The organism is Nocardioides kongjuensis, assembly GCF_013409625.1.
GTDB classification, from domain to species: Bacteria; Actinomycetota; Actinomycetes; order Propionibacteriales; family Nocardioidaceae; genus Nocardioides; species Nocardioides kongjuensis.
On sequence record NZ_JACCBF010000001.1, the window covers coordinates 3,729,725 to 3,751,187 of the forward strand.

Here is a 21,463-nt window from a genome sequence, read left to right on the forward strand (position 1 = left end):
GCCGAGGCTACTTGCGGGGTTCGGCAGAACCCGACGGAGTCCCCAGCACCGCCCGCCCGATCCGCAGCAACCCGTCGCGCTGGCCCTCCTCGTCGGGCGCCAGCCGCAGCCGCATCGCGTTGACGACCGTCTGCGCCGAGCGCACCAGTGCATGGGCGTCCGCGCGCGTCAGCTCGGGCCGGCAGGCGACGAGCAGCACCACCCACTCGTCGACGTAGTCCTGCTGCATCCGCCGGATAGGCGCCCGTTCCTCCTCGGGCACGTGGACCAGCTCGGTGAACAGCGCAGCCAGCGCGTCCCCCTGCGCGACGTTGATCCGGACCAGCGACGCCAGCGCCTTCTCCAGCGCATCCGCCGGGTCGCTCGTCGAGGAGAGGACCCCGGCCAGGTCGAACTGCATCGCATCGAGGCACCGGGTGATGGCGTGGGTCAGCACGGCGGACTTGCGCGGGAAGTGGTGGTAGAGCGTCGGACCGGAGATGCCCGCCGCGGCGCCGATGTCGTCCATGCCGACGGCGTGGAAGCCACGCTCCGCGAACAGGCGCACGGCAGCCGAGAGCGCCGCCTCCCTCCGCGACGCCGGCCGCAGCCCGGCCCCCGAGCCCGTCGGCCGGCGTACGACGGATCGACCGGCCCCGAGGTCGCCCAGCCCGGCGATGGCCATCGCCGCTGCGACCATCAGCTCCTGAGCACGGTCCCGGTCCACCTTGGCCCGCTCGAACGCCCGTCCGGTCGTGAGGACCGAGTGGACGGCCCACGTGGACACCTCGCCACCGACCGCACGCCGCAACGGCTCGAGCGCGGCCAGGTAGCGGGCCTCCAGCTCGGCGGCCCGGTCCGGCTCGAGGAACACCTGGCCGCGTTGCCACACGCTGCCCGCCCGGTCCGGTCGCAGCAGCTGCCTCGCGGCGTGGTCGAGCAACCCGGGCAGGCCGGCGGGTCCGCCGTAAGCCAGCTCGAGGAGCTCGATCTCCTGCTCGACCGCGGCCGCCAGGAGGCCGGTCTTTCCGCTGAAGTGACGGTAGAGAGCGGAGGCCGAGACGCCCACCTCGGCGGCGATGTCGGCGACCGAGACGTCGTGGAAGCCGGCCCGCTCGAACTGTCGCGCGGCGGCCGCGACGATCAGCTGCTTGCGGTTGCGCGGGCGGCGCTGAGGGACGGCCTCCGACATCAGGCCGGCAGCTTGTCGAGGTAGTCCGCCATCACCAACCGCCCACGCTCGATCGCGTCGTCGATGACGGACAGGTCGGCGCTGAGCCGCGACACCTCCGGCGAGCCGAGCGGCGGGCGCACCTCGACCAGGGTCGGTACGTCGGCCAGCGTGCCGGCGGCGAGGCGCAGGTCGTCGGCGGCGTACGACCGGAACCGGTCGATGTGGGCGGCGCCGGCGGCGCGCCCGTGCCGCAGGAAGTACGGCGCCAGCAGGAGCCGCTCCAGCCGCGACGGCGGCACCGCGCGCTGGTCGGAGCGGCGGGTGCGCAGCACCAGCACGTGGGTGGCGCCCTGCGCGAGCGCGGTGCGGTAGGGCACGCCCTCGGAGAGCCCGCCGTCGACGTACCTCCGATCGCCCAGCCGCACGGGACGCCCGGCCAGCAGTGGGATGCAGGAGCTGGCGCGCAGGGCGGTCTGGGCGCCGAGCCGGTCGACGACGTACGGCGCCAGGTCGGTCTCCCTGCCCGTCGCGGCGTCGGTCGCGATGGGGTGGAAGCCGATCGGGTTGGCCACGATCGCGTCGAAGTCCATCGGGGTGATCGACTCGTAGACGTGGTGCACGAGGCGCCGCAGGTCGACGACCGGGCCGCCGCGGAAGACCCGGCGTGGGTCGGTGACCCTCGCCGCCTGCACCTCGGGCCAGGCCCAGCTGCGCAGCCAGCGCTGCGCCTCTCCGGTCAGCAGCCAGGCGCCGTTGAGGGCGCCACCGGAGGTGCCGTAGACGTCGTCGAAGCAGTCGGTCAGGCCGGCCTCGTCGATGGCGAGCGCCATGCCCGCGGAGTACGCCGCCCGGCTTCCGCCGCCCTCGATGGCCAGGGCGATCCGGTGATCGTCGGTGCGCTGTCCCGGCCGGCTGCCGGACGCGCGCCGCTGGGCGAGGGCATCGAGCAGGGACGTCATTGCTGGAGCTCTCTCACCACCCGGGCCGGGTTGCCGACCGCCAGCACGCCGGCGGGCAGGTCGCGGGTGACGACCGAGCCGGCGCCGACGACCGTGTTCGCCCCGATGGTGACGCCGGGACAGACGATGACGCCGCCGCCGAGCCACACGTTGTCGCCGATCGTGATCGGCGCGGCGTTCTCCCACTTGTCGCGGCGCAGGCCGGCCTCGAGCGGGTGCAGCGGTGTGAGCAGCTGGACGTTGGGCCCGATCTGCACGTCGTCGCCGATGGTGATGTCGACGACGTCGAGGGCGACCAGGCCGAAGTTCACGAAGACCCCCGACCCGACGCGGATCTGTGACCCGTAGTCGACCCGCAGCGGCGGGCGGATCGCGCTGTCCTCGCCGAAGGAGCCCAGCAGCTCGCCCAGGATCTCGGTACGACGGGCGCGCTCGTGGATCCCCGTCGCGTTGTAGGCCTCGGTGAGCTCCTGGGCCCGGACGTGGTCGGCGATCAGCTCGGGGTCGTCGGCGATGTACAGCTCGCCGGCGAGCATCCGCTCCTTCGTCGACCGCTCCTCCGGCGCCCGGGCGTCGTCCACCGCGCTCATTTCTCGTGCTCGTCGGTGTGGTGCCGGCGACCGTCGGCCTCGCTGATCTCACCCTCGAGGGCCGCACGCGCCTCGGGCTTGCCGTGGAAGCGGCGGTAGGAGTAGACGAGCAGGCCGAGCGCGATCGCGCAGGACAGCAGCAGGGTGATGCCGGTCCACACGCCGCCGGGCAGCCACCACTTCTCGGCGATCGGCCACCACTCGGGCGTGTCGGGGTCGAGCAGCCAGACCATGCCGAAGGCACCGATCCCGAGGGCGCCGATGGTGGAGGCGATGATCCGCGGCCAGGTCTCGACGCCCTCCGCGGCGGCGCGCAGGGCACGGAGCAGGACGGGGTCGAGCAGCCGCTCGGCCCATGTGTACTGCTGCGACAGCACCGCCAGGCCGGCCGCCATCAGCAGCAGGCCGGGTCCGGGGAGCACCATCGCGGCGATGCCGGCGAGCAGCAGGAGCCAGCCGAGGACCTCGAGCAGGATCCGCTTCGCCGCGCCGGTCACCGGCCTCCTCCGAACCTGTCGAGCCACGCCAGCACGTCCTCGTCGGCGTTGCCGTGGGCCGCCGCGATCCGCGCCCACCTCTGCGCCATCGCGTGGAAGCGGAGCGGGTTGTAGACGTCCTCCTCGCGGGAGAAGAGCCCGTCGCCGGCGTACGTCATGATCGTGATGTTGGGCTCGGCCAGCATCGTCCCGTCGCCCGGGTCGGGCATCGGGTTGAGGACCTCGCAGACCAGCCGGTTCTGGGCGGCGTCGACGACCTGCCAGGTGATCGGGAACTCCGGCATCACCCGACCCGGGTACGACGTCATGGTGCGCACCGACCACGCGCGGATCTCGTCGCGGCCGCGGAAGGTGCCCATCGCGTGCTCGACGTACTCCGCGTCCGGGGTGAACAGGTCGGCGTACCCGTCCCAGTTCCCGGTCTTCGCGAAGTCGGCGACCTGCTCGTGGAAGGCGGCGTACGCCTCGGTGATCTCCGCAGGCGAGAACGAGGGGGCTGCGCTCATGGGTCGATCCAATCAGGTCCGGCCAATCTCGACACTAGGCTTCGGCCCATGCCGCGCGGGACTGCCTCTCGACGACGCAGCCCGTTCGGCTCGCGCGTCCTCGGCCCGCGCGACCAGGAGCCCCGCCAGCTGCGGGTCCGGATCCAGGTGCTGCTGACCGTGATGCTCGTGACGACGAACCTGGTCGGCGCGCTGGTCGTGTTCGTCATCAACACCTGGGCGATCCCGTCGCCCGGCCCCAACAGCGAGATGGTCCTGGCGCTGGCGATCGCCATCCCGACGTACGTCGTGCTCGCGGCGATCGTGGGGGCGATCTGGGGCACCACGTCGTCGCTGCGTGCCCTGCGCTGGGCCACCCAGCCGGAGGTCGACATCGACCCGGCGCAGCGGGCGCGGGCGCTGCGGGTGCCGCTCACCCTCACCTTCGCGCAGTTCTACATCTGGATGGTGGGCACGATCCTGTTCACCGTGCTGACCGTCGTGCTGCAGCCGTCGCGGGCGGTGGGAACCGCGCTCACGGTCGGCATCGGTGCTGTCGTGGTGTCCGGGATCGCCTACCTGCTGACCGAGTTCACGCTGCGCCCGATCGCGGCGCGGGCGCTGGCCGACGTGAAGGTCACCCACCGGGTGCGCGGGGTCGGGGTGGGTCCGCGGATGACGATCTTCTGGACCCTCGGCACCGGCGCGCCCGTCGTCGGGCTCCTCATCGCCGCGATCCTCGCGCTCACGCCCGCCGGGTCCGACGCGACCCTGACCCAGCTCGCCGTGGTGACGATCATCGTCTGCGGGGCGGTCCTGGTCTTCGGCTTCCTGCTCACCGACCTCAACGCCCGCTCCGTCGTCGCGCCGCTGCTGTCGGTGCGCGACGCGATGCAGGAGGTCGAGAAGGGCCGGCTGGACGCCGACGTCGTCGTGTACGACGGCACCGAGCTCGGCCAGCTGCAGAGCGGCTTCAACTCGATGGTCCACGGGCTGCGCGAGCGCGAGCAGATCCGCGACCTGTTCGGCCGGCACGTCGGCCAGGAGGTCGCGGCCGCCGCGGCCGCCCTGGGGGCGGGCGAGATCGAGCTCGGCGGCGAGACCCGCGTGTGCTCGGTGCTCTTCGTCGACCTGGTCGGCTCCACGACGTACGCCACCCAGCACGGGCCGACCGAGGTCGTCGCGGTCCTCAACCGGTTCTTCGGGGTCGTCGTCGACGAGGTCGACCGCCACCACGGGCTGGTCAACAAGTTCATCGGCGACGCCGTGCTGGCGATCTTCGGCGCCCCCGTCGAGCACGCCGACCACGCCACCGCGGCGCTCGAGGCGGCCAGGACGACGGCCGCACGGCTCGCCGTCGAGGTGCCCGAGGTGGGTGCCGGCATCGGCGTCGCCACCGGCCAGGTCGTCGCCGGCAACGTCGGTCACGAGCAGCGCTTCGAGTACACCGTCATCGGCGACGCCGTGAACTCCGCCGCCCGGCTCACCGACCTCGCCAAGGACGTCCCCGGCGGCGTGCTCGCCTCCTGGGACTCCGTGGATGCCGCCAGCGACGCCGAGGCGGCTCATTGGGTCGAGCACGGCCAGGTCGTCCTGCGCGGGCGCACCCAGCCGACCCGGCTGGCGATCCAGCGCTTGTAGGCGACCCGCGGCCGCTGTAACACGTGGTTCGCCGCTCTACCCGACCCAAGACCTCGCTCGACCGGCTCTGCAGGGGCCCCGAACAAGCGACATGGGTCCGCTAGAGCAGCGAACCACGTGTTACAGCCGCGGCGCCGGCAGATCAGGCCAGCGCCCCCAACGCCCGACCGATCACCACGAGCAGCTTCGCCGGGTCCAGGTCGGCCTCGGTGGGTACGGCGGTCAGCTGGGCGTCGCGCTGCAGGACGGCCAGCCCGTGCACGGTGGCCCAGCCGATCGTGACCAGCTCCTCGGTCGGCACCGAGGCCGCCCACCCGCTCGCCTGGGCAGCCCCGACGAGGTCGAGCAGCAGGCCGCGGTGGGCCAGCCGGACCTCGCAGAGCGCGGCGTCGTCGGCGTGCAGCAGCTCGGGGCGGAACATCACGTCGAACATGGTGGGCTGGCGGGCGGCGAACTCGACGTACGCGACACCGGCGGCGGTCACCTGCCGACCACCCCCGACCTCCACGCCGGCGACGGCGGCCCGGGTGCGCGAGAGCAGCAGCTCAAAGCCCTCGACCGCGAGCGCGGTGAACAGTCCCGCCCGGTCCTCGAAGTGGTGGGCGGTGGCCTGGTGGGAGACGCCGACCCGGCGGGCGATCGCGCGCAGGCTGGCCTTCGCGGGGCCGCACGCCGCGATCTCCTGCTCCGCCGCGCGGATCAGCCGCTGCCGCAGGTCGACCTGCCTCATGATCATCCCCCAGCCTGCGTCACCGAGCTCGCTGCGGCCACCACAGCCGCCTGCCCAGCAACGTAGCGAGTGCGGGCACGAGGAGCGAGCGGACGACGAAGGTGTCGAGCAGCAGACCGACCGCGATGGTGAACCCGACCTGCCCGATCGTGGTCACCCGGCCCGCGAGCAGCGCCATCATCGAGACCGCGAAGATCACGCCGGCCGAGGTGATCACGCCTCCCGTGGCGGCGGTGGCGCGGGCGATGCCGGCGGCCGAGCCGTCGGGTGCCTCCTCGTGCATCCGCTTGGTCAGCAGCAGGTTGTAGTCGGCGCCGACCGCCACGAGCACCACGAACGCGACCGCGGCGACGGTCCAGTCGAGCTGGATGCCCAACCCGTACTGCCAGACCAGCACGGACAGGCCGATCGCGGCGACGTACGACAGCACGACCGTGGCCATCAGCGCGAACGCCGCGACCAGGCTGCGCAGCAGCAGGAGCAGCACCACGAAGACCGCCACCAACGCGAAGCCCGCGATCACCTCGAGGTCGGACATCGAGTAGTCGCGCAGGTCGGCGTTCGTGCTCGCCATGCCGGTGGTGAGCACCTCGGCGTCGTCGAGACGGGTGCCGTTGAGCGAGGTCTCCACGGTGGCCCGGATGTCCTCGACCCGGTCGGAGGCCTCGGGCCCGAAGGCGTCGGTGGAGCCGAGTACGGCGAGCCGCGCGGTCCGACCGTCCGGCGAGAGGTAGAGCCGCATGGCAGCGGCGAAGTCCTGGTCCTCCAGCGCGGTCGGCGGCAGGTAGAAGCCGCCGCTGGCGGGGTCGTCGGCCGCCGTACGCGTCTCGCGGAGGTGGCGCGCCGCCGCTGCGAGGCCGTCCTCGAGCTCGGGCAGCGAGGCGGCGACCTGCTGGGTGCCGCCGCGCAGCCGGTCCGCACCGGCCGCGAGCTCGTCGGCGCCGGCGGAGAGGTCGCCGAGGCGCTCGGCGAAGACCCTCTGGCCGTCGGCGAGCTGGCGGCTGCCGTTGCGTGCCTTGGCGAGGCCGGCCCGCAGCTGCTGGAGACCCGACTGCAGGTCGCCGCTGCCCGTCGCCAGTGCACGGGCGCCCTTCGCGGCCTGCCGCAGGCCCGGCAGCAGCTGGTCGCGCTCGGCCTCCCAGATCCGCTTCAGTCCGGTCCGGGCCTGCCGGCAGGCCGGGTCGAGGCCGCAGGTGAGGCTCTTGGTGGCCAGCGCGTCGTGGACCAGCCCGAGTCCGTCCACCGCGAGCTGCACCTGGTCGGCCGCGGCGTCCAGGCCGTCGGCGAGCCCACCGGCGCCCGTGCGCAGGTCGCCGGTCCCGGTGATCGCCGCGTCGGCGCCGTCGAGCAGCTGGGTCATGCCGGACGTCAGCTTGCCCGTGGACGCGGCGATCCGGTCCGCGCCGGCCACCGCCTTCTCCGCGCCGGCGGCGAGCTGGCCGGCGCCGTCGTCGAGCTGCCCGGCCCCGTCGGCCAGCCGCTCGGCGCCGCTGGTCCCCTCGGCGACCTTGCCCTGCGCCTGGTCGAGCTGGTCGCCGACCAGGCCCGACTGGTAGGCGAGCGACGCCTCCGTGATCGGTACGCCGAGCGGCCGGGTCACCCCACGCACCAGCGCCACCCCGTCGTGCTGGGCGACCGCGGCCGACGCGCGCTCGAGGACCGCGAGGTCCTTGCTGGTGCGCAGGTCGTGGTCGGCCCGGATCAGCACGTAGTCCGGGAGCACCTCGTTGACCGGGAAGTGCCGGCCCAGCAGGGCGTAGCCCTGGTTGCTCTCGGCGTCGTCGGGGAGCGGGTCGCGGACGTCGTAGGACAGGTCGGCGAGGGGGAACACCGCCGCCAGCACGGCGAGCGGGACCAACGAGGCGGTGAGCATCCGTGCGGGGTGCGCGGCCACGACACCCGCGACCCGCGCCCACGCGCCCGAGGCCTTCGACTCGCGCGGCTCGGCCCAGCCGCGGCGGCCGGCGAGAGCGAGCAGGGCGGGCGTCAGGGTCAGGCTGACCAGCAGGTTGACCGCGATGCTGACCGCGACCGCCGGCCCGGTGGTGTTGAAGAAGCCGAGGTCGGCCAGCGCCATCGCGAGCGTGGCGAGCACGACGGTGACCGCGGAGCCGGCGATGACCGAGCCGACCCGGGTGGCCGCGACGGCGGCCGCGCGTCCCGGGTCCACGCCGAGGCGGCGCTGCTCGTGGTAGCGCGCGACAAGGAAGACGGCGTAGTCGGTGCCGGCGCCCAGCACGATCGCCGTGAGGAACGAGCCGCTGAAGGTGGAGACCGCGAAGAAGTCCTGGAGCCCGCACCACGCCACCACCGCGCGGCCGAGCCCGAGGCCGAGCCCCACGACGGTGAGGATGAGGACGGGGATCACGAACGAGCGATAGATCAGGAACAGGATCAGCGCGATCAGGCCGATCGTCACCACCGTGATCCGCAGGACGCTGTGCTCGGTCTCCGTCGCGAGGTCGACGACGGTCGCGGTCGGCCCGGTGACCTGGACGGTGAGCCCGTCCGGTGCGCTCGCCCGGGCGATGTCGCGCACGGCGGCGACCTGGCGCAGCGATGCCGGTGCCCCGGTGGCGCCGGTGATGCCGACCAGCAGGTAGCGCGCCTGCCTGTCCTCGCTGGTCAGCGCCTTGCGCAGCGCGGGGTCGCGGACATCCTGGACGAACGCGACGTCGCCCTTGTCCTCGGCGAGGCCGGTGACCAGCGACTCGGCGTACGTCCGGTCGGCCCGCGTCAGCCCGGAGGTCCGCTCCATCGCGACCACGATGAAGCTCTCGGCGTCGCCGTTGCTGAACTCCTGGTTCATCAGCTCGACCGCGCGCATCGACGGCGCGTCCCTCGGCACCATCGGCGACGAGTCGCGCCCGGCGATCTCCTCGAGCTGCGGTACCGCCACGTTCATCACGACCGTGAGCGCCAGCCAGGCGAGCACCACCCACCCGGCCCGTCGTACGGCGAAGCGCGCATAGCCGGCCGCCCTGTCCGCCCTGTCCGGCCTGTCCCCATGCGTCGTGCCCACGCGGCGAAACTAGAACCCGTTCCTTGCCAGTGGCAAGGAACGGTGGCGAGGGTCACTCGTCGAGCTGGAGCAGGGCGGCCATCAGCTCCTGCACGTCGCCCGGCCGCGACGTGTCCAGCCCGGTCAGCGCCTGGACCCGCTTGAGCCGGTAGTCGACGGTGTTGGGGTGCACGCCGAGCCGCCGGGCGGTACGCCGCCGGTGGAGCTCGTCGTCGAGCACGTAGTGCCGCAGGGTCCGCAGCACCTCGGGGTGCTCGCGCAGCGGCGCGAGCCGCTCGACCAGCCGGGCGGTGGCGGCGCTCGGGCGGCTCAGCTGGTAGCGCAGCAGCACGTCGTCGAGCGTCACCACACCGTCGGCGCGCCCGCTGCGGCGCGCGATGTCGAGCACCTCGCGGACCAGCGCGACGGCGGCGGCGACACCATCGGGAGCTGTGACGTCGCTCGCCGCCAGCACGGGTACGCCGGCCGCCCGGCTCAGCTCGGCGACCAGCCCCCGGACGTCCGGGTCACGGCCGGGCAGCAGCACCACGCCTCCGGCCGACGACAGCGAGGCCAGGGCCTGCGGTGCGGACAGGTCGAGCTGGTGCCGGAAGCGGCGCAGCTTGCGCCGGGCGGCGACCCCCGGGTCGACGCCGGGCTGCGCCTCGTCGGGGTGCGGCGCGACGGCCAGCGCGAGGACGACGTACGACGCCGGGAGCTCCAGCCCCGCCCGGGCGGCGACCCCGGCCGCGTCCTGCCCCTCCAGCAGGGCGTCGAGGAGCGCCTTGCGGGCGTCGTGCGACTCGCGCAGCGACTCCTGGCTGGCGGCGAGGTAGCCGGTCGCGGCGACCGACATCACCCGGGCCAGGAACGCCAGCAGCAGGCGCTGGATCCGCACCAGGTCGGCTGCGTCCTCGGGCCTCGCACCGTCCGTCAGCCGGTCCATGATCAACGAGACACTGAGGTGGTAGGTCGCGAGCAGGTCGCTGAGCGCGATCCCCTCCTCGGCCCGCCGCCCGGCCGCCTCCCCCAGCACCTGCAGCTCCCCGTCGGCGGGCACCTCACCGGTCCGCACGACCTGCGCGAAGAGGCGGACCGCGACGTCGACCACGCCGGCGAACTCGTCGACGAGCTGCTCGCGCGGGAGCACGCCGTACGCCGGCACCAGCTCGCCCACCGACGCCACGACGGCGGCGACCAGCTCGGCCCGGCGCCGGGTCAGCTCCTCGTGCAGCACGACTCCCTGCAGGCGGATGGGCTCGGACACGACTCTTGTGTCCCATCACAACGATCTGGCTGTCAACGTGGCGCGTTCCCACGGGATCACCGCGGCCGCGGAGCCCTCAGAATGGGACCTGGAACAGAACACCGCCTTCGAGCAGCGAGGAACCCGATGAGCCAGAGCGTCGACCCCACCTTCGAGCCCGACGCGATCGTCGTCGGCGCCGGCCTCGCCGGCCTGGTCGCGACCCACGAGGCCGTCAAGGCGGGCAGGAAGGTGCTGGTGCTCGACCAGGAGAACCGGGCCAACCTCGGCGGCCAGGCGTTCTGGTCGCTCGGCGGGCTGTTCTTCGTCGACTCCCCCGAGCAGCGCCGGATGGGGATCAAGGACTCCCCCGAGCTGGCGTGGCAGGACTGGCAGGGCTCGGCGGGCTTCGACCGGATCGGCACCGGCGACGGGCCGGAGCGCGGTGAGGACCACTGGGGCAGCCGCTGGGCACGGGCGTACGTCGACTTCGCGGCCGGCGAGAAGCGGGCCTACCTGCGCGAGCTCGGGCTGAGGTCCCTCACCTTCGTCGGCTGGGCCGAGCGCGGCGACGGCTCCGCCAGCGGGCACGGCAACTCCGTCCCGCGCTTCCACCTGACCTGGGGCACCGGCCCGGAGGTGGTCCGGGTGTTCCTGGAGCCGGTCGAGGCGGCCGAGGCCGCTGGGCAGGTGCGCTTCGCGTTGCGCCACCAGGTCGACGACCTGGTCGTCGAGGACGGCGCCTGCGTGGGCGTGCGCGGATCGGTGCTCGAGCCGTCCGACCTGCCGCGCGGCGAGAAGTCGTCCCGCGAGGTCGTCGACTCGTTCACCTTCCGGGCGCCGGCGGTGATCGTGACGTCGGGCGGCATCGGCCACAACTTCGAGCTGATGCGCGCGAACTGGCCCACCGACCGGGTCGGGCCCGCTCCCGAGCACATGATCGCCGGCGTACCCGCCCACGTCGACGGCCGGATGCTCGCCATCTCCGAGGCCGCCGGCGCCAGCCTGGTCAACAGGGACCGGATGTGGGCCTACGTCGAGGGCATCCACAACTGGGACCCGGTCTGGCCCGACCACGCCATTCGGATCCTCCCCGGCCCGTCGTCGATGTGGTTCGACGCCGACGGCAAGCGCCTGACCGGGATGTCCGGGGTCCCCGGGGCCGACTCCATCGGCTCGATGAAGCAGATCCTCGCCACCGGCGCCGACTACTCGTGGTTCGTGCTCACCCAGTCGATCATCGAGAAGGAGTTCGCCCTCTCCGGCTCCGAGCAGAACCCCGACTGGACCGAGAAGGACGTCCGGATGATGCTCAAGGAGCGGCTCGGCAAGGGCGCCACCCGCCCGGTCGAGGCGTTCAAGGAGCACGGCGAGGACTTCGTCGTGGCCACCTCCTTCGACGAGCTGGTTGCCGGGATGAACAAGATCGCCCGCGGCGGCCGGGTCCTCGACGCCGCCGTGCTGCGCAAGCAGATCGAGGACCGCGACCGGCAGATCGACAACGCCTACTGCAAGGACGCCCAGGTGATGGCGATCCACAACGGCCGCAAGGACCGCACCGGCAAGATCATGCGCGTCGCCAAGCCCCACAAGATCCTCGACCCGGCCCACGGCCCGCTGATCGCCGTACGGCTCAACATCTTGTCCCGCAAGACCCTCGGCGGCATCGAAACCAACCTCGACAGCCAGGTCGTCCGCCCCGACGGCTCGGTGTTCCCGGGCCTGTACGCCGCCGGCGAGGTCGCCGGCTTCGGCGGTGGCGGCGTCCACGGCTACAACGCGCTCGAGGGCACCTTCCTCGGCGGCTGCATCTTCTCCGGCCGCGCGGCCGGCCGGGCCGTCGGGCGCGGCTGAGTCAGTTTCACCGGCCGGCCGGTGAAACTGGCGCTTGGACGACGAAACTCACCGTCCAACCGCCAGTTTCGTCGTCCAACCCAGCGCCGGGAGGCCCTACGACGTCGGGTCGACCAGGATCTTCGCGTGCCGCTCGGGGTCGCCGAGGTCCTCGAACGCCCCGGCCACGCCGTCGAGGCCGACCACGCCCGTGACGAGCGGGCGGACGTCGACCTTGCCGGACGCGATCCACTGCAGGGTCTGGTGGAACTCGCTGGGGTCGTAGGCGAAGGCGAAGCGCAGGTCGATCTCCTTGTTGATCGCCATCGACGGGCGGAAGGAGTCCTCGCCCATGCAAACGCCGACGACGACCACGCGCGAGAGGAGCGGGGCGTTGGCGACGACGTGCTCGATCATGCCGGGGATGCCGACGCACTCGAAGACGACCGGTCCGCGCGGGGTGGCGCCGGCCTTCTCGGCGGCGCGCATGACGTGGGCCCACGGCAGCAGGGGTACGGCGCGCAGCTTGTCCATCGCGTCGATGCCGAGGTCGGCCAGGGCGATCGCCTCGGTGAGGTAGCGCTTCGACTCCGCGAAGGAGGCCCACGGCGACTCGTCGGCGGGGTTCACGACGACGTCGGCCCCCATCCTCTCGGCCAGCGCCCGGCGGCCGGCGGAGAAGTCGCTGGCGATCACGTGGCGCACGCCGGTGGCCTTGAGCATCGCGATCACGGCCAGGCCGATCGGGCCGCAGCCGATCACGACGGCGGTGTCCTTCGCGCCCACCTCGCCCCGGCGTACGGCGTGCAGCGCGACCGCCAACGGCTCGGTGAGAGCAGCGGCGTCGGCGTCGACCTCGTCGGGCACGCGCATCGTCATCGACGGGATGGCGAGCACCTGCTCGGCGTACCCCCCGGAGGCCAGCGGGCTCAGACCGGTCAGGTGGGTGGAGCCTCCGGCGCGCAGCACGGGCAGGGCGACGACCCGGGTGCCGACCGGGAACTGCTTGCGCGTGCGCGGCCCGTGGTCGGCGACGGTGCCGACGAACTCGTGGCCCATCACGACCCGGTCGGTCGAGCGCATGAAGTGGTCGTAGCCGAGCTCGGCGACGTCGGCGGCGGTCTCGTCGCAGTGCAGCCGGGCGTGCAGGTCGGAGCCGCAGATCCCGCACCGCTCCACGTCGATCAGCACCTGCCCCCGCTCGGGCGTCAGGTCGGGGAGGTCCTCGACGGTGAGCTCGGTCCGGTGGCACACGACGGCACGCATGGGGTCATCATGCCGCCCGCCGGGGGACGTACTCGTCGAGTGGTTGCTGGCCGGTCAACTCCCCGATGGCCCGCATCAGGGCATCGGTCGCCTCCCGCACCTCCCCCTGTCGTACGTCGACAGCCGGCCCGATCACGACGGTGACCCGCCCGCGTCGCCACCGCCTGCGCTCACGTCGGTCCCGCTCGGGTGGATCGACCGCCTCGGTGCCGAGCAGGCCGACCGGCAGCACGACGGCGTCCGGCACCGCCCGCGCGACCCGGACCACGCCGGTGTGCCCGCGGTGCAGCCGGCCGTCGGGCGAGCGGGTGCCCTCGGGGTAGATCGCCCACACCCCGCCGGAGCGCAGCAGCCCCTCGGCCGCACGCAACGAGGCGGACGCCGCCGAGCCACCGGCCCGGTCGACCGGGATCTGGCCGGTCACCGAGCACAGCCACCGCTCGACGTGGCCGCGGAGTCCGGCGCCGGCGTAGTACTCCGCCTTCGCCAGGAACCGCGGCTGGCGCGGCAGCACCAGGGACAGGACGAGCGAGTCGATCTCGGCGCGGTGGTTGGCGGCGACCACGACCGGGCCCGAGGCCGGGACGTGGGACAGGCCGAGCACGCGGGGCCGGGTGTACCAGCGCACGACCGGCCCGAGCAGGACCCACCGCAGCACCCAGAACCACATCTCGGACCTCCCGGAGTAGACAGTGTCTACTGGAAGTCTGCCCGATGCCCGTAGACAATGTCTACGTGAGCGTCCGCGACCGTCTCGTCTCCGTCGGCACCGAGCTGCTGGAGGAGCACGGCCTGGCCGGGATCTCGCTGCGCTCGATCGCCGGTGCTGCCGGTGTCTCCCACGGCGCTCCGCGCCGCCACTTCCCCACCTACGACGCCCTGCTGGCCGCCGTCGCACGCCGCGGCCTCGAAGACCTGGGCACCGAGATCGGCCCGGCCCTGGCGGCGGACGACCTCCGGGCCGCGGCGCGCGCCTACCTGGCGTTCGCGCGAGAGCGCCCGGAGATGTTCGCCCTGATCACCCGGCACGACCTGCTCGAGGGCGCCGGGGGCAACCTGCGCGAGATCACCGGCCGCTGGTTCGCCGACCTCGGCGCCACCCTGGCCCGCACCACCGGGCGGCGCCCCACCCCTGAGGAGGTCCTCGCCCTGTGGTCCGGTGTCCACGGTCTGGCCGCGCTCACCAGCCGGCGCGCGACCGAGCCCACCGGCATCGACCCGGCGGCAGCGCTCGACGTACTTCTCGAATGGGTGTCATAACGCGAACCGGGACGACGAAACTCGCGCTTGGACGACGATGCATCCTCGTCCAAGCACCAGTTTCACCGGCCGGCCGGTGAAACTCACCACGGCCGAAAAACGCAGCACCCCGGCTCCGAAGAACCGGGGTGCTGCCCAGAGCGGAGGCTCAGGCGTTGTCGAGCGCGGCGGCGACCCGACGGTGCGCCTCCCAGATCTCCTCGGGGAGACCGTCGAACTGGGCGAGGTGCTTCTCGCGGAAGCCCATCTCCTGCTGCCAGCGCGGGACGTCGATCGTGAGCAGCGTGTCCAGGTCGGCCAGGCACTGCTCGTCGAGGCCCTCGAGGTTGAGCTCCTCACGCTTCGGCAGGACGCCGACGGGCGTCTGCACACCCTCGACCTCACCGTTGAGGAACTCCATCAGCCAGTTCAGCGGCCGCAGGTTCTCGCGGTAGCCGGGCCACAGGAAGCGGCCGTCGTCGCCACGCTGGAACCAGTTGACGTGCGCGAAGATCGGCTTGGTCGTCGCGCGGCCGATGACCTCGAGCCAGTGCGCGGCGTAGTCCGCCTCCGAGTACGACATGAACGGACGCATCGACATCGGGTCGTAGCGCAGCACGCCCTCGAGGCCGTCGGCGGCCGCGGTGGCCTCGGCGCCCAGGGTGAGGCCGTCGTAGACGCCCTCGGCGATGTCGGTGATCGCGCGGATCAGCGGCTCACGGTCGCGGGTGCGGCCACCGAAGATGATGCCGTGGATCTCGACACCCTCGGGGGCCTCGAAGTCCTTGGCGACGTTCGGGACGTTCGCGAGGGTGGTCGTGAAGCGGCTGTTGGGGTGCGCCCACGGGTCGTCGGCGTGCTCCGGAGCCCGGTCGGCGATGACCTCGCCCTTCCAGTCCTCCCAGCCGTCGAGGTCGGTCGGCTTCTCGCCGCGACCCTCCCACCAGACCTCCTGGGTCTTCGGGTTGTAGGCGACGTTGGTGAAGATGGCGCCGGTGCCCGGGACGATCGAGTCGATCGCGGTCGGGTTGGTCTTCTCGTTGGTGTCCTTGGCGACACCGAAGACACCGTTCTCCGGGTTCATGCCGTAGAGCTTGCCGTCGTCGCCGACCCAGATCCACGCGATGTCGTCGCCGTAGAACTCGACGTAGTAGCGGTCACCGAGGGCGTCGGGGGCCAGCGTCATCGCGAGGTTCGTCTTGCCCGAGGCCGACGGGAAGCCACCGCAGATGTTGTACTTCTTGCCGGTCTGCTTGTCGGTGATGCCCAGCAGCATGAACTGCTCGACGAGGAAGCCGTTCTTCCAGCCGTCGTAGGAGCCCTGGCGCAGGCCGTGGGCGATCTTGCCGAGCAGCGCGTTGCCGCCGTACGACGAACCGAAGTGCAGGATCGTGCGCTCGTCGGCGACGGTCACGAAGTAGCGCTTGTCGTCGGGGGTGCCCTGACCGAGGTTCTCCAGGTCGCCGGTGACGTGCACGGCCTTGACGAACGAGTCGCCGAGGTCGTTGATGTACTCCACGCCGACCCGCGCCATGCGGATCATCTGGAGCACGACGTTGCGGTTGTCGGTCAGCTCCACACCGGCCGCGAACTTCTCGACCGGCGAGCCCTTCGGCGACATGAGGTAGGGGATGACGTACATCGTCTTGCCCGCCGAGGCGCCGGTCATCAGCTCGACGAGCTTCGGCTTCATCTCGGCGGCGGGCTTCCAGTTGTTGTAGACGCCCTTGTCGGCCTCGTTCGAGGTCGCGACGATGGTGCGCTCCTCCGCGCGAGCGGTGTCCTTGTAGTAGGAGCGCGAGTAGTAACGACCCTCGCCGGCGGGGAGCAGCTCGCCCGCGTCCAGTGCCTCCTGGATCAGGCGCGCGTCGTCGGCCGCGGAGACGACCTCGATGCGCTCTGCTCCGGTGATGTTGGCCCAGTGTGCGACGTACTCACGGACGTGGGGGTTGGTGAGACCCGCCTCGTCGAGCGTCCGCTCCACATCAACCATGTGCTATTCGCCAGCCTTTCGGTCCTTGACAAGGTGTGGGCACGCTACCCCACAGCCCACCCGGTTCTTCCCGGGGTTCGAATCGTGTGATCCGTGGACACCGTCGTCCGCGTGACAGTCACCATGACACCCGTTTTGCGTTCACGCACATCGGCGCGACCTCCGTCTCACGGCGGCTCCGACGGCGCTCCGGATTGGATCGTTCGAATGCGCGAGGTCCCGTCCCGGCCACCGGCACAGCGCCTCCGGGCCCCGCGGACGGCCTGATCTGCTGGCGTCGTGCTCCGTTCCCACGCCCCCGAGGTCGCCGCCGCGCTGGACCGTCTGACCGTCGTCCCGCTCGACGACCTGGTCGCCGGCGAGGCCCCCGAGGTCGTCGCGTTCGCCGAGCAGTTCGCGGTCGACGTGTCGATGGTCAGCGACGAGCAGCGCGATGCGCTCGTGGCCGCCCTCGGCCCGCGGACCCGTACCTTCGCCGGCCGGCTCTACGTCGCCGACTGGGTGCCGCGTGCCCGGCGGGCCCTCACCCAGCTCGGCCAGCTCGACCCGCTCACCGGGCTGGCCGCGCCCCGACCGACGGCCGACGGCGCGGACGACCCGTGGCCCGCCCTCGACGAGCTGTGGCGCGCGATCGCCCGGCTGCGCGTGCTCGACCCGGTGACCACCGAGGTGCTCCGGCTGCGTCAGGCCCGTCAGCACAACTGCCGGATCTGCCAGTCACTGCGCAGCCGCTCGGCCCTGGTCGCCGGGGGCGACGAGGAGACGTACGCCGCCATCGACGACCACGCCGGGAGCAGCAGTCTCTCCGAGCGGCACCGCACCGGCCTGGCCGTCGTCGACGCCCTGGTCTGGGACCCCGCCGGGCTCGGGCCCGACCTGGTCGCCGCCGTCCGCGCCCACTACTCGCCCGCCGAGCAGGTCGAGCTGGTCCTCGACCTGCTGCGCAACGCCGCCAACAAGGTCGCGGTCGCCCTCGGCACCGACGCGGCGCACGTCACCGAGGGCACCGAGGTCTACGACGTCCTCGACGACGGAAGCGTCGTCTTCGGACTCGGTTGAGCCACGACCAGGACGGGTAGGACGGCTCCCATGAGCTTCCCGCCCCCTCCCCCGACGGGACCGCCACCGCCGTACCCGCCGTACCCGCCCTTCGGGCCGCCGCCGCAGAAGAAGGGCAGCGGAGCGCGGGTCGCGCTGGTCATCGGCGGCGTCCTGCTCGCCATCGTGCTGCTCGGCGTGGTCGCGGTCGGCGCCTTCCTCGTCGCGGGCGGCGGCGAGGAGGACCGGGCCGCCGACGAGCCGACGCGCAGCCGGACAGGCTCCGTACCCACCGCCGAGGCGACCTCCGCGGCGACGACGCAGGGCACTCCCGCGACGCCGAGCACCGGCCCGTCGACGCCGTACACGCCCTCGGACGACACCGACGACGACATCCACAACGACGTGAAGGTCGCCGACTTCCCGGGCAACTGGGACTTCAAGCTCGGCGACGTCGAGCACCACGCCACCCTGGTCAGCTCGACCGACCACCCGACCTGCGCGCCGGTCGAGAAGGGCTCGGTGCTCACCGACCAGCGTTGCGAGTACGCCGCCCAGTGGGTGTTCACGGCCCTCGGCGGCAAGGTCCGGCTGACCCACCTGTTCCTCGTCTTCGACACCGAGCGTCATGCGAAGGCCGCGCAGGGCGCGCTGAAGGACACCGACCTCGACCTGCCCGCCGGCAGCCTCTACCCGTCCTTCGTGCAGGGGCAGTGGAACTCCAGCGTCTACGGCAACGTCGTCGCGGTCACGGTCGGCACGTCGCGGGTGGAGGTCGCGGAGAAGAAGCTGACCTCGCTGGTGAACTACATGAACACGGACTTCAAGACCGCGCTGCTGTTCAAGTCCTGAGCCTGCCAGGAAAAATGGAAGCCGCCGCAGGCGTCTCGGGTCACCTGCGGCGGCGAGAGAAGCATGCCAGAGCACGCGCTCTGTTGTCATCATGTTGCGAGGAAAAACTTTGCGGCCCCTCGGCCGCCGCACCGCCTAGGCTTCGAGCATGGGGGACCCGAGGGCCGATGACACGCGTCCGGGCGACGAGGTGAGCCTGGCCGAGCTCTACGAGCTGGTGCCGGCGACCGAGGACTTCGACGCCCCGCCGACGCCCGGTCAGGCGCAGGGCATGGTCGAGCACCTGCTCGAGGGCGAGGTGATCGCGGACGACGACGACGCCGGGAGCGAGCCGGACGAGGGCGAGTGAGTCAGCGGCCCAGCAGGCCCAGCACGTGGTCGACGGCCACGTCGAGCGCGGCCCGCGCTGCGTCGGCGTCGCCCTCGTTGAGGTAGAGCAGGGTGATCCCGTCGACGACGGCGGCGAGGTAGCGGGCGACGTCCTCGACGGGCCGGGCCACGGTGAGCTCGTCGTGCTCGATCAGGGCCTCGAGCAGGCTGCGGTGCGCGTCGACGTAGGCGCGGTACTGGTGGCGGGCCAGCACCTCCAGTCCGGCGGTGCGGCTGGCGTACTGGGTGATCTCGTAGGTCAGCCGGTGCTCGTCGGGGTGCTCGACGACGTGCCCCCAGTACGACGCGACGCCCGAGCGCACCCGCTCCTCGACGGTGCCCTCGCCGGTCACGATCTCCCGTGCGGGGCTGAGCGTGCGGGCCAGGATCTCCTCGGCGACGCGCTCGAGCAGCTCGGCCTTCGAGCGGAAGCAGTAGTGGAAGGCGGCGAGCGCCATCCCGGCCTCGCCCACGATCGAGCGGGTGGTGGCGCGGGGGACGCCGTCGCGGGCCATCACCCGGATCGCCGCGTCCACCAGCAGCTTGCGCCGCTCCTCGGCCGCGAGCCGGGTCATGCGTCGCGCTCCGCGGTCCGGTACGCCGGCGCTCGCCGGCTCGGCACCGGCTCCGCGCTCGCGAGCAGCGGGAGCACCCGGGGCGGCACGAGCACGGACAGCACCATCACGCTGGTGGAGCGCACGACCGCGGAGGCCTGGTCGATCCGCACCAGCGTGGCCTGGAGCTCGGGGTGGGAGCGGGTCGCGACCCGGCACAGGACGTCGAACGAGCCGGTGGTGACGTAGGCCTCCAGCACCTGCGGGATCTGCTCGAGGTCGCGGGCCACCTCGTCGAGCGCGCCCTGCGCGATCTCGAGCGTCACGTAGGCCTGCACCTCGAACCCGGCCGCGGCGACGTCGAGGGTCGGGTCCCAGTCGGCGATGACGCCGGCCTCGGTCAGCCGGCGCAGCCGGCTGTGCACCGTGGCCCGGGCGACCTTCGTCAGCCGCGACAGCTCGAGGTCGCCGGCGCGCGGGTGCTCGGTGAGCGCGGTCAGCAGAGCGAGGTCGATCTGGTCCAGGGTCAGCACCGGTCCAATCTAGTCATCTTGCCTACTTGCATGACCGAACCTCCAGCAGATGTACGCATCCTGGCCACCTCCGGATGGTCAGGTTGTGGGGTCCGGCGCCGACCTGATCTGCTCGCCCCATGCAGGCCACCCACATCTGGGGCGACGAGCGTCGCGTCACCGAAGCCGCCGTGAAGATCGCGTCCGCCCGGATCTCCAGCCCGTCCGACCCGAAGACGACCGCGCGTCCGATCTCCGCGCTCCGCGCCGACGCCGGTACGACGATCACCCCCGCCGGCATCGGCGTCGACCAGGCCTTCTCCGTCTTCCAGGACGTCATCGCCCCCGCCACCCGCGCCCAGGACGACCCGCTCAACCTGGCCTACATCGCGGCCGCGCCGACCCGGGCCGCCCTCGCCTTCGACGCCGTGGTGTCGAGCTTCAACATCTTCGGCGGCACCTGGGAGGCCGGCGCCGGAGCGATCTTCGCCGAGAACGAGGCGCTGGCCTGGTTGGTCTCGCTGCTCGGCTGGCCCGAGGACGCCGGCGGCTGCTTCGTCTCCGGCGGCACCTCCGGCAACCTCTCGGCGCTGGTGACCGCACGACACACCGCGCTCACCCGCCGCGGCTCTCGCCCCGAGGGTGGCTGGAAGATCGCCTGCACCTCCGGTGCGCACTCCTCGATCCTCGCCGACGCGCGGGTGATGGACGTCGAGGTCGTCGAGGTCCCCGAGGGCGACCGCGGCCAGCTCACCGGTGCCGCGCTGCGCGCCGCGATCGCCGACGAGCCCGGCGTCTTCGCGGTCGTCGCGTCCGCCGGCACGACGAACGCCGGCATCATCGACGACCTGTCCGACGTCGCCGACGTGTGCGAGGAGCACGGCATCTGGCTCCACGTCGACGGCGCGTACGGCGGCGCCGGGCTCGCCGCCCCCTCCGCCCGTGCGCGGTTCACCGGCATCGAGCGGGCTGACAGCTTCATCGTGGACCCGCACAAGTGGCTGTTCGCGCCGTACGACTGCTGCGCCCTGCTCTACCGCGACCCGGACCTGGCCCGTGCGGCGCACAGCCAGCACGCGTCGTACCTCGACCGCATCGACCGTGAGGCCTGGAACCCGACCGACCTCGCCGTGCACCTGTCCCGGCGCGTGCGCGGGCTGCCGTTCTGGTTCAGCCTCGCCGTGCACGGGACCGACCGGTACGCCGCTGCGGTCGAGCAGACGCTCACCACCACCCGCGCGGTCGCCGACGCGATCAGGGAGAGCACGACCCTGCGCCTGCTGATGGAGCCGGACCTCTCGGTGCTGCTGTTCGACCGCCCGGGCTGGACCCGCGACGACTACTACGCGTGGTCCGACGAGCTCTCCCGCGCGGGCCGGATCCTCTGCGTCCCGACGTCGTGGCGCGGCGAGACGGTGCTGCGGCTGGCGTTCGTGAACCCGGCGACCGACCCGGCAGCGGTCATCGACATCTTGACGACCACGACATCCTGACGACCCGACATC

Annotated in this window: 20 protein-coding genes; 7 read left to right on the top strand and 13 right to left on the bottom strand. The window is 72.5% G+C overall.

Going from position 1 to position 21,463, the window contains the following annotated elements; all coding sequences use genetic code 11:
* Positions 1-7 precede the first annotated feature (7 nt).
* From BJ958_RS17915 to BJ958_RS17935, 5 genes are read right to left on the bottom strand one after another with little or no spacing between them, the layout of a single operon-like run.
* Positions 8-1,171, bottom strand: coding sequence for a TetR/AcrR family transcriptional regulator (locus BJ958_RS17915; protein ID WP_179728256.1), 1,164 nt, complete (start codon positions 1,169-1,171; stop codon positions 8-10).
* Positions 1,171-2,112 (bottom strand): patatin-like phospholipase family protein, encoded by a 942-nt coding sequence (locus BJ958_RS17920; RefSeq protein WP_179728257.1) that lies wholly within the window; start codon positions 2,110-2,112, stop codon positions 1,171-1,173. The genes BJ958_RS17915 and BJ958_RS17920 overlap by 1 nt, the downstream gene beginning before the upstream one ends.
* Entirely contained in the window at positions 2,109-2,702 is a 594-nt protein-coding gene (locus tag BJ958_RS17925; RefSeq protein WP_179728258.1) for a sugar O-acetyltransferase, read from the bottom strand. The genes BJ958_RS17920 and BJ958_RS17925 overlap by 4 nt, the downstream gene beginning before the upstream one ends.
* On the bottom strand, positions 2,699-3,199 hold the full coding sequence (locus BJ958_RS17930; RefSeq protein ID WP_179728259.1) for a PGPGW domain-containing protein: 501 nt from the start codon (positions 3,197-3,199) through the stop codon (positions 2,699-2,701). Before BJ958_RS17930 ends, BJ958_RS17925 begins: the two co-directional genes overlap by 4 nt.
* On the bottom strand, positions 3,196-3,705 hold the full coding sequence (locus tag BJ958_RS17935) for a nuclear transport factor 2 family protein (protein WP_179728260.1): 510 nt from the start codon (positions 3,703-3,705) through the stop codon (positions 3,196-3,198). The genes BJ958_RS17930 and BJ958_RS17935 overlap by 4 nt, the downstream gene beginning before the upstream one ends.
* Before the next feature lie 48 nt (positions 3,706-3,753).
* On the opposite strand from BJ958_RS17935, the gene BJ958_RS17940 reads away from it, so the two are divergent.
* Positions 3,754-5,325: an adenylate/guanylate cyclase domain-containing protein gene (locus tag BJ958_RS17940; protein ID WP_179728261.1), complete on the top strand. Its 1,572-nt coding sequence runs from the start codon at positions 3,754-3,756 to the stop codon at positions 5,323-5,325.
* A gap of 142 nt (positions 5,326-5,467) precedes the next feature.
* Here BJ958_RS17940 and BJ958_RS17945 read toward each other — a convergent pair whose 3' ends face one another.
* The 3 genes from BJ958_RS17945 to BJ958_RS17955 are packed head-to-tail and all read right to left on the bottom strand — an operon-like array spanning position 5,468 to position 10,323.
* On the bottom strand, positions 5,468-6,055 hold the full coding sequence (locus BJ958_RS17945; RefSeq protein WP_179728262.1) for a TetR/AcrR family transcriptional regulator: 588 nt from the start codon (positions 6,053-6,055) through the stop codon (positions 5,468-5,470).
* Between the two features lie 19 nt (positions 6,056-6,074).
* The gene (locus BJ958_RS17950) at positions 6,075-9,077 is read right to left on the bottom strand and encodes an MMPL family transporter (protein ID WP_218865847.1); all 3,003 of its coding nucleotides are present in this window, start codon (positions 9,075-9,077) and stop codon (positions 6,075-6,077) included.
* Between the two features lie 52 nt (positions 9,078-9,129).
* Positions 9,130-10,323, bottom strand: a complete 1,194-nt coding sequence (locus BJ958_RS17955) for an RsbRD N-terminal domain-containing protein (RefSeq protein WP_179728263.1) — start codon at positions 10,321-10,323, stop codon at positions 9,130-9,132.
* A 126-nt stretch (positions 10,324-10,449) separates the two neighbouring features.
* On the opposite strand from BJ958_RS17955, the gene BJ958_RS17960 reads away from it, so the two are divergent.
* Entirely contained in the window at positions 10,450-12,156 is a 1,707-nt protein-coding gene (locus BJ958_RS17960; RefSeq protein WP_179728264.1) for an FAD-binding dehydrogenase, read from the top strand.
* Positions 12,157-12,252: 96 nt separating this feature from the next.
* Here BJ958_RS17960 and BJ958_RS17965 read toward each other — a convergent pair whose 3' ends face one another.
* On the bottom strand, positions 12,253-13,401 hold the full coding sequence (locus BJ958_RS17965; RefSeq protein ID WP_179728265.1) for a zinc-binding dehydrogenase: 1,149 nt from the start codon (positions 13,399-13,401) through the stop codon (positions 12,253-12,255).
* 7 nt (positions 13,402-13,408) lie between these two features.
* Positions 13,409-14,071 carry a lysophospholipid acyltransferase family protein gene (locus BJ958_RS17970; protein WP_179728266.1) on the bottom strand — a complete coding sequence of 221 codons (663 nt, stop codon included), beginning with the start codon at positions 14,069-14,071 and terminating at the stop codon, positions 13,409-13,411.
* 65 nt (positions 14,072-14,136) lie between these two features.
* On the opposite strand from BJ958_RS17970, the gene BJ958_RS17975 reads away from it, so the two are divergent.
* Positions 14,137-14,661, top strand: coding sequence for a WHG domain-containing protein (locus BJ958_RS17975; RefSeq protein WP_179728267.1), 525 nt, complete (start codon positions 14,137-14,139; stop codon positions 14,659-14,661).
* A 148-nt stretch (positions 14,662-14,809) separates the two neighbouring features.
* Here BJ958_RS17975 and BJ958_RS17980 read toward each other — a convergent pair whose 3' ends face one another.
* Positions 14,810-16,633 carry a phosphoenolpyruvate carboxykinase (GTP) gene (locus BJ958_RS17980; protein WP_179728268.1) on the bottom strand — a complete coding sequence of 608 codons (1,824 nt, stop codon included), beginning with the start codon at positions 16,631-16,633 and terminating at the stop codon, positions 14,810-14,812.
* Between the two features lie 279 nt (positions 16,634-16,912).
* Between BJ958_RS17980 and BJ958_RS17985 the strand changes: the two genes are divergently transcribed.
* From BJ958_RS17985 to BJ958_RS17995, 3 genes are all read left to right on the top strand, one after another.
* Entirely contained in the window at positions 16,913-17,692 is a 780-nt protein-coding gene (locus BJ958_RS17985; protein ID WP_179728269.1) for a carboxymuconolactone decarboxylase family protein, read from the top strand.
* A gap of 30 nt (positions 17,693-17,722) precedes the next feature.
* Entirely contained in the window at positions 17,723-18,523 is an 801-nt protein-coding gene (locus tag BJ958_RS17990) for a flagellar basal body-associated FliL family protein (RefSeq protein WP_179728270.1), read from the top strand.
* A 148-nt stretch (positions 18,524-18,671) separates the two neighbouring features.
* Complete coding sequence (locus BJ958_RS17995) at positions 18,672-18,872, top strand: hypothetical protein (RefSeq protein WP_179728271.1); 201 nt, start codon at positions 18,672-18,674, stop codon at positions 18,870-18,872.
* A 1-nt stretch (position 18,873) separates the two neighbouring features.
* Here BJ958_RS17995 and BJ958_RS18000 read toward each other — a convergent pair whose 3' ends face one another.
* Together BJ958_RS18000 and BJ958_RS18005 are read right to left on the bottom strand one after the other, a co-directional pair.
* Positions 18,874-19,467: a TetR/AcrR family transcriptional regulator gene (locus BJ958_RS18000; protein WP_179728272.1), complete on the bottom strand. Its 594-nt coding sequence runs from the start codon at positions 19,465-19,467 to the stop codon at positions 18,874-18,876.
* Complete coding sequence (locus BJ958_RS18005) at positions 19,464-19,979, bottom strand: Lrp/AsnC ligand binding domain-containing protein (RefSeq protein ID WP_273518908.1); 516 nt, start codon at positions 19,977-19,979, stop codon at positions 19,464-19,466. The genes BJ958_RS18000 and BJ958_RS18005 overlap by 4 nt, the downstream gene beginning before the upstream one ends.
* 119 nt (positions 19,980-20,098) lie before the next feature.
* Here BJ958_RS18005 and BJ958_RS18010 point away from each other — a divergent pair, with 119 nt between their 5' ends.
* A complete protein-coding gene (locus BJ958_RS18010) occupies positions 20,099-21,451 on the top strand; it encodes a pyridoxal phosphate-dependent decarboxylase family protein (protein WP_179728273.1) in 1,353 nt (450 codons plus the stop codon).
* Positions 21,452-21,463: the final 12 nt, after the last annotated feature.